The following is a 13573-nucleotide window of genomic DNA, read 5'->3' on the forward strand; positions in this document are numbered from 1 at the left end:
TTAGCTTAGCTTTTTAAGTTAACATCTAATATTTAACATCTCAATAAAATGTTACAAGTCAATTTTTTGCGCGACAATAAAGAACGCGTTTTAGAAGGTCTTAAAAAAAGACAATTCAAGAATCTTGGGTTGGTAGACGACGCTGTTGCTGCCGACGACGAAAGAAAAAGAATACAGTTTGAATTAGATTCCCAGCTTGCCGAGATCAACAAAATTTCCAAAGAAATTGGACTTTTGATGAAAGAAGGAAAAAAAGAAGAAGCGGAGTCTGCAAAATCTAAAACAGCACAATTCAAAGAGTCGAGTAAAGAACTGCAATCCCAATTAGATGCAACTGAAAAAGCTTTACTGGATATTTTATACCAGATTCCCAATATTCCGTTTGAATTAGTGAAAAGTGGAGCATCTGCAGAAGACAACGAGAATATTTTCCAGTCTCACGATGTAGAAGGACTTGGAGAAGGAGCGATCCCTCACTGGGAGCTTGCCAAAAAATATAATCTGATTGATTTTGAACTTGGAGTAAAAATCGCTGGAGCAGGTTTTCCTGTTTATTTAGGAAAAGGGGCAAGGCTTCAGAGAGCTTTGGTTCAGTATTTCCTGGATAAGAATGTGGAAAAAGGCTATATGGAGGTTAATCCTCCTCATGTGGTTAATGAGGCTTCAGGATACGGAACAGGACAGCTTCCTGACAAAGAAGGACAGATGTACCACATTGGTTTGGATGATCTTTATCTTATCCCAACAGCTGAAGTTCCTGTAACGAACCTTTACCGTGACGTATTGCTTGAAGAAAAGGATCTTCCTATCAAAAATACAGCTTTCTCTCAGTGCTACAGAAGAGAAGCGGGAAGTTACGGAGCTCATGTAAGAGGTCTGAACCGTCTTCACCAGTTCGAAAAAGTAGAGATTGTAAGACTTGAAAAGCCTGAGAACTCTTATGCTGCACTGGAAGAAATGGTGGAGCACATCAAGGAAATTCTTACAGATCTTGAGCTTCCGTTCAGGGTGTTGAGGCTTTGTGGTGGTGATATGGGATTCACATCAGCAATGACCTATGACTTTGAAGTTTGGAGTGCTGCGCAGGAAATGTGGCTTGAAGTAAGCTCTGTATCTAATTTTGAAACTTTCCAGGCAAACCGTCTGAAATGCCGTTTCAAAACAGAAGGGAAATCTCAGTTGGTTCATACACTGAATGGCTCTGCAATGGCCCTTCCAAGGATTATGGCTGCGTTGCTTGAAAACAACCAGACAGCTGAAGGAATCAGAATTCCTAAGAAAATTGCAGAATATGCGAGATTCGATCTGATTAACTAAATAGATAACACTATAATAAATAATCCCCTTTCAGTTTTGGAAGGGGATTTATATTGGGTTTAGAGGTCAATTATTCAGTAGTAATAACCACTTTCTTATCCTTATTGACAAGGTTTTTGCCATCTACAAGGTCATTGGATCTTACAACAATTTCAACTGTTTTGTTATCGATCTGTTTTACGAAATCGTGCTTGCCTTCAATACTTTTGATGGGTTTCTGAAATTTAAGCCTGTTGGAAAATGTAAGATTGAACATTCTCAGCATTCCTGCCATTCCGGAAGCCATTTGTTTGCCATAGGCCTCAATGGAATCACTTTTGGTTTTAGGAACTGTTTTTTCTTCCGTTTCCTTTTCTTCCAGCATTTTGAGAATTCCATCAGAATTAAATTTATCAGTATTAATAATCAGAGATTTACCATTCCAGACTGCAATGTCCTGCAAGGGGATCTTTTTCAGACGTTTGTCGCTGGCCAGAAGCTGGGTAATTTCTGCGGGCATAAGTTTATCATACTTCAAGGAAAGGCCTATGATCTCGTTTTTATCTTTATCCACTTTCATATAGACTTTTTTCAGCACCTTCACCGAATCCTCATTAAGAGTTATTTTTCCATGCTTCTGAACATTATAAAGACTTGTCCAGTCGGTAGGCAATTTATCCAGGTCGCTCAGTTTCTTTGGATCAGAACCCATCATGCTCATCATTCCCATTACACTTTTATCCATCAGGATATTAGACTGCATGCTGGTAGCAGAATCTTTGTAATAGGTAGTTTCTGTATTGATAGAGCAGGACTGGAGAACTATGACAAGGATGGCAGCCCATAAAAAATTTATCTGTTTAATCATTACTGAAATTTTTTGTGTTCTCTTATGTATTACAAAACAGATACCAACCAAAAACGGACTGAAATTTCAGCCCGTTTTTTATTCTGTAACGATAACAATTTTTTTATCGGCATTCCTGAGTTTGGCCTCTTTATCATACATCGCTTTAAGATCGTAATCAATTTTAACCGTATAATTATCGGTTTGTTTTACCCAATCATGTTTTCCGGTGATAGATTTTATTTTGTTTTCAAATTTCAGGGTTGTTTCTATACTTTTAAAAAACATGGTAACCATTCCTTCCACTTTTTCAGCCTCGTCTTTAGAAGCTTTGCTTTTAAGAGTTTCTTCAATGTTTTTAAGATTAAAATTTTCCGTGTTGATCGTTAATGTTTGTCCGTCCCAGTTATTGAAAATATTCTGATCCAGCGGAAGTTTTTCCTTCTTGTTATAGCTTTTCAGCATCTGATAGTCCGCTTGGGTAAAGTGATCCATTTTTAAGGAAAGTCCGGCCGGCTCATTATTTTCCTTGTTCATTTTCATGAAGATCTTTTTCATGAGTCTTATCGAATCGGGATCTGTAGTCTGCGGCTTGCCACTCTGCTTCTGAACATCCAGAAAACTTGTCCAAATCGTTGGCAACTTGTCCATTTCTCCGAATTCTTTCTGCTGCTTCAGAGAATCGGGAGTCATAGCTTTCATTTCAGAAATAAACTGTCTCATATCGATGTCTGTAACAGAAGTTGATGCAGCATCTTTGTGATAGACAATTTCAGAGTTAATAGTACATGATTGCAGAACAAAAAGACCTGCAATGAATAAAAAAAGGATATTTTTCATGGAATTAGTTAGCTATTTAATGACAGTTGCTTGAGCTATGGTCGTGGCCTTCAATGTGGCAATTGCCGTTATGATCTTTAGAAATCGTCATAGCTTCGGCTCTCGGTGAAATATAAGGAATTCCCAGTTCAAGGCCTCTCAGAATAAATAATCCTCCTAAAATAATCATAATAACAGGAACTGCTTTTAAAATTTTAATTCTAAAAGCCTGATTCATGAGATTGCCGGCAAGAACTACAGCAAACATGAATGGGAGTGTCCCGAGTCCGAATAAAGCCATATATGAAGCTCCCTGCCATATTCCTCCGGCTGCCAGGCTGGCTGTAAGAGCCATATAAACCATCCCGCACGGAAGGAAGCCGTTAAGAAGCCCGGTTGTAAACCTTGAGCGGTAATCTGCTTTCTGAAGCAGCTTTCCTAAATTTGATTTTACTGAAAAGAGAAATTTAGAAAGAAAAGGAATCTTAGAGGCAAAATCTTTTCCTCCAAATGAAAACAAAGCCATGATAATCAGAAGAATTCCTGCAACGATCGTAAGATATTGCTGGAAGCCAGCCATTTCAAAACCTTCTCCTACAATTCCCAATATGGCACCCAATAACGAATAAGTGAAAATTCTGCCGAACTGATAGGTTAAATTTTGAAGATAGAAATTAGTAGCCTGTTTCTTTGTCAACCCCATCGATAAAGCAATAGGCCCGCACATTCCGATACAGTGAAAACCGGAAGCAAATCCTAATGCAATTGCCGATAAAATAAGTCCTATTTCCATATCACATCATAATCCATTCTATAGTCTGTTTTGTTTTTCGTCCACATAAGTCTCAGGGTATAATTTCCTGCTTTTAATACCTGTCCCGGTATAAAAAAAGACTGAGCGGCATCAAGCTGTACAGATTTTTTTATGTCTAAATTCTGATCGTCGGTTCTGTTTAAAACAAACTTTACCGTAGTATTGGTATTATTGTATTCTTTTGGAAAAGTAATCTTAATTCCGTTTTTTTCCTGACTGTATACCGGCTTTTCCTGCAGGTCGTCAGCTCTTTTCTTGGCATCAATGACATCCTGGTACTTAAGTTCCTCTTCATAATAATTATCGGTTACCATTTCAGAATTTTTCTGCCCGTTCGGGAAAAGAAATAGCATCGATAATATAAAAACAATGAATGCAAATAATGCAATGACTACACCGTGTCCCCAGCTAAAGTTTTTCATTTCTTCCGGTTTTTTTATCTGTTTTGAACCTCATTATTGAGGCTTTTTAATTAAAATTGTAATTTAAATGGTCCCTCGAAATACGTCTGATAAGAATCTATAAGCTTTCCTTTCATATCATACACACCGATGGTTATGTTTTGTTTTGAAAGTTTCATATCATTTTCCGGGAAGCTGATATTGATTGTTCCTTTCGAAATTTTATCTCTGTCTACCTGGATCTTGCTGGATGCACTGTACGTGATCTCACCGTGTGCAGGCTCAAGAACTTTTATCGTCACAATCTTTTTGTCGTTGGTTTTATTGAGGAATGTATAATTATAGGTATTGGTAATCTTACCGTCTCTTACAAAGAATGTACTTCCAGCGGGCTTAATGAATTTCGCCTCCATTTCTCCTCTGTTGTAAAGAAGAAACCCTAAAAACCCAACCAATAAAACAAGAACCACTGCAAAACCTTTCATCCTTCCTGTGAATTTGAACTCGGTCTGGTTTTCAATTTCATTTTCCGATGCATATCGGATCAATCCTTTTGGTAGTCCTACCTTTTCCATTACTTCATCACACGCGTCAATACATGCGGTACAGTTTACACACTCCAGCTGCTGTCCGTCCCTGATATCAATTCCTGTAGGACAAACAACCACACACTGATGGCAGTCGATACAGTCTCCTTTTCCTGCAGCCTTACGGTCTTCACCTTTTCTCCATTTCGATCTGTTTTCTCCTCTTTTAAAGTCGTAGAAAACATTAATCGTGTCTTTATCAATCAAAACACCCTGAAGTCTGCCGTATGGGCAAACTAAAGTACAGACCTGTTCTCTGAACCATGCAAATACAAAGTAAAATGCTGCTGAAAACAGGACCATTATAATAAAATTGGTAGGATGGGCAAACGGTCCTTCTGATATAATTCTGAAGATCTCTTTATACCCTACGATATACATCAGCATAAAGTGAGTGATGATCAGGGAGATGATAACATAAACCGACCACTTCAGGCTTCGCTTCCAGATTTTTTCACTGTTCCATTCCTGTCTGTCCAGCTTCATTTGCTTGTTTCGGTCCCCTTCAATAAGATATTCAATTTTACGGAAGATAGATTCCATAAAAATTGTCTGAGGACATATCCATCCGCAGAAAATTCTTCCGAACGCAATCGTAAAAATGATGATAAATATTAAGGATGCGATAGCACCTAGAGTAAGGATAAAAAAGTCCTGTGGATAGAAAGGCTGTCCGAAAATGAAAAACTCCCTATCGATAACATTAAACAAAAAGAATGGGTTGCCATTAATTTTGAGAAATGGCACCGTAAAATAAATAATTAATAAAGTATAACTTACAATGTTTCTATAGTTGGTGTATTTCCCTTTGGGTTTTCTCGGAAATACCCATTTTCTTTTACCGGATTGCTCCATTGTCCCGATAGAATCTCTGTAAGTTTCAGGATCCAGAACCTGTCCCTGTCCGCCTCGTACTTCTATTTCTTCTATATCTGACATAGTATACTATATTTTAAAAAAGAAAAAACATAATTCGTTACTATTTTAATCTAATAACAAATTATGTTTTTTTCATATGTTTCTAATTTTTTTAAAATTATTCTTTTTCCCAATGTGCTTCGGTTCCCTGAGGAGCTGCTCCTCCCTGAGCCTGAGTCACTGGCGGTTGTTCCTGATTAATGTGATATACATAAGCTGCAATCTTTTCAATCTCTGCTCCTGAAACTTCTCCGTTTTTACCGAATGCTCTCATCGCAGGGTTGGTAGGAGAACCATTCCAGTCCATATGGAAAACATTTTTAAATAAAGTTTTCTCTGGCTGATTGATCCAGTAGTTATCCGTAAGGTTTGGACCAATACCACCGCTACCGTCTTCTTTGTGGCAAGATGCACAGTTGGTTTTGAATAGTTCTTTACCTTCCGCGATATTGTCGGCAGAGTATTTAGCTGTTTCTATTGTTACAGGAGGCTGATTCTTTTCATATTCTGCAATGCTTGCCATCTGCTCCTTATATTCCTGCTCATATTCGCTCAATGGGTGTGCGAAATCTGTGAAAGAATATGCTGCGATATATACAATACAAAAAGCAGTCCCAAAATAGAATAATCCTACCCACCATTTCGGAAGCTGGTTATCCAATTCCATGATCCCATCGAAACCATGATCGATAAGGATATCTTTTTCTTCTGTAGCAGACTGTTTTTTGAATGCACTGTCGTACATCCTTCTTAAGAAAGGTACTTTCTTTTCTGCCAGATAAGCTGCTTTTTCTTCCGGAGATAGTTTTTTGAACTTATTATTTTCAATCAAATCTCCAATAGCACTGTGGATGTATGCTAAAATAGCACTGATCACAACAGTTCCCCAGAAGTAAGGTGAAGCTAGGAACGAGTAGCTCTGTACAAACAAATAATAAAAAACTATTAAAAGTCCAGTTATTATTAAGATGTTTACAACAACAGGTGTTCTTTGTTTCATAATAAATAGTTTAATTTTTTAAATTAAAATCGTCATCCTCATCATCCCCAAGTGGAGCTTCTTCTTCCTCTTTGTAATATTTTTTAGGTCTGCTAAAAACATAGATTACAAGAGCTATGAAGAACAGCATAAAGAAAATCAGAGCCAGCGTCTGGTAGAGACCAGCGTTTTCTGTATTGGATAATATATCTTTAAAGTTCTGAGGAATCATGTGAACCTTTTAATGTTTAGTTAGTACTTGCTGTTTTTATTTCTGTAGTCTTGATATCTGTTCCTAATCTCTGAAGGTAAGAAATAAGAGCTACGATCTCTTTTTTCTCCAATTCTCCCTGAGGTCTCTTAGCATAAGCTACCTTAAGGTCATTAGCTTCAGAGAAGATGTCTTTTACGATTTTTGATGCCTGGTTGTCTGCCCAGTTGTTGGCAGAATCTATTTCAGCTTTCGTATAAGGAACTTCAAATGTATTCTTCATCAGCTTCATTTTGTCTACCATCTTGGATCTGTCCAGGTTGGTAGCAATTAACCAAGGATAACGAGGCATGATAGAACCTGCAGAGGTAGATCTTGGGTTATACATGTGCTTGTAATGCCAAGAACTTGGGTTTTTCCCTCCTTCTCTGTGTAAATCCGGTCCTGTTCTCTTAGAACCCCATAGGAATGGTCTGTCATATACAAATTCTCCCGCTTTAGAATACTGTCCGTTTTTACCATTAAATCTTGTAATCTCATCCCTGAAAGGTCTGATCATCTGGGAGTGACAGGCATTACATCCTTCACGGATATAAATATCTCTACCTTCCAGTTCAAGTGGTGAATAGGGTTTTACTGCTGATATCGTAGGAACACTTTTCTTAAGGGATAGTGTAGGGATAATTTCAATTGAACTACCGATGGAAATCGTGAAGAAAGATAAAATACCTAATAATACAGGCATTCTTTCAAGCCATAAGTGAGTACCTTCACCTTCTTTACGTTTGTTTCCGATGTTGGCCAATGCAGGTGCTTCAGCAGGAACATCTTTCTGGAATGAACCTTTTCTTACGGTAGCGATTACGTTAACAATCATTAGGATAGCCCCGGAAATATAGAATATACCTCCTAAGAATCTCATCTTAAAGTAAGGAATGATTGCAGTTACCGTATCCAGCCAGTTTTTGTACATCAAAGTACCATCCGGGTTGAACTGTTTCCACATCAAACCTTGTGTAAATCCTGAAATATACATTGGTACTGCATAGAAAATAATTCCTAATGTTCCTAACCAGAAATGCCAGTTAGCTAGTTTTACAGACCAAATTTTTGTTCTCCACATAATGGGTACCAAGTAATAGATAACCCCGAATGCCATGAAACCATTCCATCCTAGAGCTCCTAAGTGTACGTGACCAATAACCCAGTCTGTAAAGTGACCAATTTTGTTGATATTTTTAGTTGCCAAAAGCGGACCTTCAAATGTTGCCATACCGTAGCATGTAACAGCTACTACGAAGAACTTAAGGATAGGGTTTTCCCTTACTTTATCCCAAGCTCCTCTCAGCGTAAGAAGTCCATTTAGCATCCCTCCCCATGACGGTGCGATAAGCATGATAGAGAAACCTGTTCCCACTGCCTGCGCCCATGCAGGAAGAGCAGTATACTGAAGGTGGTGAGGACCAGCCCAGATATATACGAAAATTAATGACCAGAAGTGAATAATAGACAGTTTATAAGAGAAAACCGGTCTGTCTGCTGCCTTCGGAAGGAAGTAATACATTAAACCAAGAACCGGAGTTGTCAGTACGAAAGCTACGGCATTGTGACCGTACCACCACTGTACAATAGCATCCTTTACCCCTGCATATGCTGAATAAGATTTCCAGCCGGAGAAAGATAACGGAACTTCAAGATTGTTGAAAATGTGAAGCATAGCCACGGCAATCCATGTACCGATATAGAACCAGATGGCTACATAAAGGTGTCTTACTCTTCTTTTTGAAATCGTAAGGAACATGTTGATTCCGAAAACAATCCAGGAGAATGCAATCAATATGTCGATCGGCCATTCATGTTCAGCATATTCTTTTGAAGTATTGATCCCCATAAAGAACGTAACGAACGTAGCAACGATCATAAACTGCCAGGTCCAGAAATGTAACCAGGATAATGTATCACTGTACATTCTTGTTTTTAATAATCTCTGTAATGAGTAATAAATACCGGTATAAACGATATTACATACAAATGCCCAAATTACAGTATTGGTATGAAGCATTCTGATTCTTCCAAAACCAAATGCACCATGAGTGTTTATTAACCCTTGAATATTGCCTGATGCAAGACTTTTGATGGTTGTATCATCTGTACCGAATATAAATTCCGGCAATTCCGGGTAGAAAAGCATTAATGCCGCCGTAAGCCCGAACGTAAATCCTATAAGACCGAAAACTAAGGTCGCATAAAGGAACGCACGGACAATACTGTTGTCATAACTAAACTTTTGTGTTTCCATATCAACTATTCACTTTTTTCTTCAATTTTATTATTCTCTCCTATTTTTTTCTCGTCTTTATCTTTGTCGCCTTTTTCATCCTTTTCTTTGATTTCTCCATTATCAAAAAGGATTCTGACAGCCGGAGATTCATCATCTTCAAACTGTCCTTTTCGGGCATACACTATAAATACGACCAAGAAAATCGCAGCTAAAGAAACACTGCAGAGGATCATTAAATATAGAATATCCATTGGACAACAAAATTAACCTATTTTCGGGGTTCAAATTTAGTGAAAAATAATGACATTCATCACGAAATGCGGATTTCAGCTAATTTAAAATCAGTCTAAATAAGGGCTTCTACGCCTGTTTTTTGAAATATTTGCGGCCCAAAATCCAGGTGGAAAGAGTAGTGAATGTAACCACAGTGATGGAACTGATTGGCATGATGATTGCTGCGAAGAGCGGATGCATCTGACCTGTAACTGCGTAACTTAAACCAACGATATTGTAGAGAAAACTGATTATGAATGTCATTTTTACAATAGTAATAGATCCTTTGCAAACATTCAGGTAGTTATCTAATGTGACTACCTTATCGCCATTCATGATCACGTCGGAAGAAGGGGTAAAGCTGTTTGTGTCATCTGCGATGGCGATTCCCACATTACTTTGCTTCAGTGCACCGGCATCATTCAGTCCGTCTCCCAGCATAGCCACTTTCATGTTCTGATCCTGAAGATTTTTGATGTAGTTCAGCTTGTCTTCCGGGCTCTGGTTGAAGGCCATTCCCTGATATGTAGGGATAAGTTCCTTAAGCTGGTTTTCCTCTGAAGAGTTGTCACCGCTCAGGATGAATATTTTGTAGCTGGTAAGCTTCGTGAATAGCTCCTTTAATCTCGGACGGTATTCATTTTTGAAGATGAATTTACCTAAAAGTTTGCCATTTTTGCTGATGTATACAGCTGTTTCAAGGTTTTTAGGCTCCTGATCATTATAACGGGCGGAGCCAATTTTATAAACATTTCCTCTTACACTGGCTTCATATCCTTTTCCGGAAATCTCCTGGAAATTTTCAACAGGGAAATAGTCATCACTTACCTCTATAAATTCATACAGAGATTTAGAAAGCGGATGATTGGAATTTTTTAATAAAGTTTTGATATTCAGGTTGTCAAATTCATTGATTTCAAAACCTTCATATCTTATGTTTGATTTTTTTCTGTGGGTAATAGTTCCTGTTTTATCAAAAACAATAGTATCAAGTTTTGCAATTTTCTCAATCGTTAAGGTGTCTTTCACGTAAAACTTATTACGTCCTAAGATTCTCATGATGTGTCCGAAAGTAAACGGAGCAGATAAGGCTAGTGCACAAGGACATGCAATGATAAGAATGGCTGAAATAACCTGGAACATGATTTTAAGGTCAATAAATGACCAGTAAATTCCTGAGATTAATGCAATACCTAAAATAATGAATGTGAAGTACTTGCTGACGTTGTTGGTGAGTGTGTCAAGACCAGTTTCATGCTTCTTAAAAGCTTCCTTATTCCAAAGCTGTGTCAGGTAACTTTGATCCACATCTTTAATTACTTCTAGCTCTAATGATGAACCTATCTGCTTTCCTCCTGCAAAAATTTTATCACCCGGCTGCTTGCTGATGCTTTCGCTTTCTCCCGTGATAAAGCTGTTGTCTATATTTCCTTCCCCGTTAATCAGAATGGCATCCACCGGAATGATCTCCTGGTTTCTTACCAGAATTCTGTCCCCCACTTTAATCTCAGAAAGAAGGATGTTGTTCTGTTTTCCTTCAAAATCTACTTTGGTAACTGCAATAGGGTAGAATGATTTATAATCTCTGTCGTAGGATAAAGCGCTATACGTTCTTTTCTGAAAAATTTTCCCCATTAGCATAAAGAACAGCAATCCACACAATGTGTCAAAATATCCAGGACCGTAATCTGTAACCACTTCGTAAATGCTTCGTCCAAAAAGAACAAAAATTCCCAGGACAATCGGAACATCGATGTTGACGATCTTATTTTTCAATCCATACCAGGCAGATTTGTAATAATCCGAAGCAGAATAAAATACAACAGGACAGGCTAAAAGGAACATCAGTGTTCTGAAGAGTCCTTTATAATGCTCCATCCAGTAATCCTCACCCCCTACATATTCAGGGAAGGCAAGGAACATTCCGTTTCCGAATGCGAATCCGGCAATGGCAAATTTTATAAGAAGAGATTTGTCAAGGTGATCTACGTTTTTATCGGCGGTTTCAAGGCTGATAACGGGCTTGTAGCCGAGATTGGTTAAGAAATTAGCTAGTTCGCTTAATTTGAGATCGTTATGATTGAATGAGATCTGTAAAGTCTTTCTGGTGAAGTTTACCTGAGAATAGTTGATGTGCTCATTCAGGGTATGTAAGCTTTCCAGAAGCCATATGCATGAAGAGCAGTGTATTACAGGGATTTTAAACGTAACGAGACTTGTTTTTCCTTCTGAGAAATCAGTGATTTTTTCGAAGATTTCAGGGGTGTCAAGATATTCAAATTGAGAAGAGCTCTCATCAGGGCGGATTCCGGCCCTTTTATTAAGTTCGTAGAAATTGGTTAAATCATTGAGATTCAGAATTTCGTAAACAGACTTACAGCCATTGCAGCAGAAAGTCTTTTCATCAAATAAAATTCGCTCCTTTTCTATACCTTGACCACAATGAAAACAGTTCTCGCTCACCACCATAATATATTGAACTACAAAATTATAACAATTTTTTTTGTTTATCGCGTTAAAAAGTTCTATTTTTGTGATAAATGTCATATAAAATGTCGCAGGAACAACAGATTGCAATTGAAGAGAGGTTCGCCAGAGTTTTTAATGATAAATCATTTAAGGAAAGACTTTCTAGCACTGATTTTGAAAAATATATTAACAGCAAGAAAAAATTAAGTTTTCAGAAGCACGACACCATTTTCGAGGACGGAGAAACGCCAAAAGGAGTATACGTTTTAGAAAAAGGTGCTGCCAAGCTTTCCAAGTCCGGAGCTTTTGGAAAAGACCAGATCTTAAGATTTATCAAAGAGGGGGATATTATCGGCTATCGTTCACTACTTTGCGGGGAAAACTTCCAGGCAAAGGCTGAGGCTATGACAGACATTGAATGTATTTTCCTTCCGGCAGATGTTTTCATGTATCTTTTAGAGGTAGATCCGCAGCTTTCCTTTGCAATGCTTCAGAAAATCTCCTACGAACTGGGAGAATCATCTAATACCATTACCTTCCTTGCGCAGAAAACGGTAAGAGAAAGACTGGCTGAAATCCTGATACTTCTGGAACAGAAACTAGGCGTAGATCCTGAAGGGTTTATTAAAATTTCGCTCACCAGAGAAGAAATTGCCAACATCATCGGTACTGCTACAGAAAGTGCCATCCGTTTGATCTCTGAATTCAAACAGGACAGTCTCATAGAAGTAGACGGAAGAAACATCAAAATTTTGAACCACGACAAACTGATGAAACTAGGTCACGTAGTTTTATAACAATCATACAAAAACTTAAGTCGGCGAAAGCCGACTTTTTAACTTTTAAAAAATAGATACATTATGTCTGTTCACTCTGAAATTAAAAAAGTTACGACTGAAACCTTGCGGAAAATGAAATTCGACAAGGAAAAAATAACAATGCTTACTGCCTACGACTTTACTACTGCAAAAATGGTAGATGCCGGAGGGGTAGATGCTATTTTGATAGGGGATTCTGCTGCTAATGTGATGGCTGGTTTTGAAACGACTTTACCCATCACGCTGGATCAGATGATTTATCATGCTCAAAGTGTTGTTCGTGGAGTTGACAGAGCTCTTGTGGTAGCAGACCTTCCATTCGGAACCTACCAGAGTAATCCTGAGAAAGCGCTGGAGTCTGCGGTTAGAATGATGAAAGAAGGTGGTGCTCATGCTGTAAAAATTGAAGGAGGAAAAGAAATTTCAAAATCTATCAAAAAAATTATCAATGCAGGAATTCCTGTTATGGGACATTTGGGATTGACACCGCAGTCTATCTATAAGTTCGGAACCTATAAAGTAAGAGCTAAAGAAGAAGCAGAAGCAGAAAAACTGATCAGTGACGCACAGCTTTTGGAAGAATTAGGATGTTTTTCAATTGTTTTAGAAAAAATTCCTGCTGATTTAGCTAAAAAAGTATCAGAAAGTATTTCTATTCCGACTATTGGAATTGGAGCAGGAGCTGATTGTGACGGACAGGTTCTTGTATACCACGATATGGTTGGGATGAACAAAGGCTTCAGTCCGAAGTTCTTAAGAAGATACCTTGATCTGTACACAGAAATAACAGGTGCGGTTGCCCAGTACGTGAAAGATGTGAAAAGTGTTGAGTTCCCTAATGAAAATGAAAGCTACTAATT

The 13573-nt window shown here is 38.1% G+C and carries 13 protein-coding genes; 3 read left to right on the top strand and 10 right to left on the bottom strand.

Features of this window, described 5'->3' with window-relative positions:
* Positions 1 to 48: 48 nt before the first annotated feature.
* The gene (gene serS, locus V6R96_RS04480) at positions 49 to 1317 is read left to right on the top strand and encodes a serine--tRNA ligase (RefSeq protein WP_223557734.1); all 1269 of its coding nucleotides are present in this window, start codon (positions 49 to 51) and stop codon (positions 1315 to 1317) included.
* A 70-nt stretch (positions 1318 to 1387) separates the two neighbouring features.
* Here the strand turns inward: serS and V6R96_RS04485 are convergent, their stop codons facing one another.
* From V6R96_RS04485 to V6R96_RS04530, 10 genes are all read right to left on the bottom strand, one after another.
* Complete coding sequence (locus tag V6R96_RS04485) at positions 1388 to 2164, bottom strand: hypothetical protein (protein WP_223557733.1); 777 nt, start codon at positions 2162 to 2164, stop codon at positions 1388 to 1390.
* 78 nt (positions 2165 to 2242) lie between these two features.
* Positions 2243 to 2983, bottom strand: coding sequence for a hypothetical protein (locus tag V6R96_RS04490; RefSeq protein WP_336378125.1), 741 nt, complete (start codon positions 2981 to 2983; stop codon positions 2243 to 2245).
* 16 nt (positions 2984 to 2999) lie between these two features.
* The gene (locus V6R96_RS04495; protein ID WP_111958521.1) at positions 3000 to 3755 is read right to left on the bottom strand and encodes a sulfite exporter TauE/SafE family protein; all 756 of its coding nucleotides are present in this window, start codon (positions 3753 to 3755) and stop codon (positions 3000 to 3002) included.
* Positions 3746 to 4198, bottom strand: coding sequence for a FixH family protein (locus V6R96_RS04500; RefSeq protein WP_336378126.1), 453 nt, complete (start codon positions 4196 to 4198; stop codon positions 3746 to 3748). The genes V6R96_RS04495 and V6R96_RS04500 overlap by 10 nt, the downstream gene beginning before the upstream one ends.
* Positions 4199 to 4248: 50 nt before the next feature.
* On the bottom strand, positions 4249 to 5703 hold the full coding sequence (gene ccoG, locus V6R96_RS04505; protein ID WP_223557730.1) for a cytochrome c oxidase accessory protein CcoG: 1455 nt from the start codon (positions 5701 to 5703) through the stop codon (positions 4249 to 4251).
* A gap of 97 nt (positions 5704 to 5800) precedes the next feature.
* Entirely contained in the window at positions 5801 to 6682 is an 882-nt protein-coding gene (locus V6R96_RS04510; RefSeq protein ID WP_111958527.1) for a cbb3-type cytochrome c oxidase N-terminal domain-containing protein, read from the bottom strand.
* A gap of 10 nt (positions 6683 to 6692) precedes the next feature.
* Positions 6693 to 6893, bottom strand: coding sequence for a cbb3-type cytochrome c oxidase subunit 3 (locus V6R96_RS04515; RefSeq protein ID WP_111958529.1), 201 nt, complete (start codon positions 6891 to 6893; stop codon positions 6693 to 6695).
* 16 nt (positions 6894 to 6909) lie between these two features.
* The gene (gene ccoN / locus V6R96_RS04520; RefSeq protein ID WP_111958531.1) at positions 6910 to 9171 is read right to left on the bottom strand and encodes a cytochrome-c oxidase, cbb3-type subunit I; all 2262 of its coding nucleotides are present in this window, start codon (positions 9169 to 9171) and stop codon (positions 6910 to 6912) included.
* A gap of 5 nt (positions 9172 to 9176) precedes the next feature.
* Complete coding sequence (gene ccoS / locus V6R96_RS04525) at positions 9177 to 9404, bottom strand: cbb3-type cytochrome oxidase assembly protein CcoS (protein WP_111958533.1); 228 nt, start codon at positions 9402 to 9404, stop codon at positions 9177 to 9179.
* A 109-nt stretch (positions 9405 to 9513) separates the two neighbouring features.
* The gene (locus V6R96_RS04530) at positions 9514 to 11889 is read right to left on the bottom strand and encodes a heavy metal translocating P-type ATPase metal-binding domain-containing protein (RefSeq protein ID WP_336378127.1); all 2376 of its coding nucleotides are present in this window, start codon (positions 11887 to 11889) and stop codon (positions 9514 to 9516) included.
* An 89-nt stretch (positions 11890 to 11978) separates the two neighbouring features.
* Here V6R96_RS04530 and V6R96_RS04535 point away from each other — a divergent pair, with 89 nt between their 5' ends.
* A complete protein-coding gene (locus V6R96_RS04535) occupies positions 11979 to 12692 on the top strand; it encodes a Crp/Fnr family transcriptional regulator (RefSeq protein ID WP_062652074.1) in 714 nt (237 codons plus the stop codon).
* 63 nt (positions 12693 to 12755) lie between these two features.
* Complete coding sequence (gene panB, locus V6R96_RS04540) at positions 12756 to 13571, top strand: 3-methyl-2-oxobutanoate hydroxymethyltransferase (protein WP_111958535.1); 816 nt, start codon at positions 12756 to 12758, stop codon at positions 13569 to 13571.
* Positions 13572 to 13573: the final 2 nt, after the last annotated feature.

The organism is Chryseobacterium sp. CCNWLW53, assembly GCF_037083525.1.
In the GTDB taxonomy this organism is placed as follows: Bacteria; Bacteroidota; Bacteroidia; order Flavobacteriales; family Weeksellaceae; genus Chryseobacterium; species Chryseobacterium lathyri.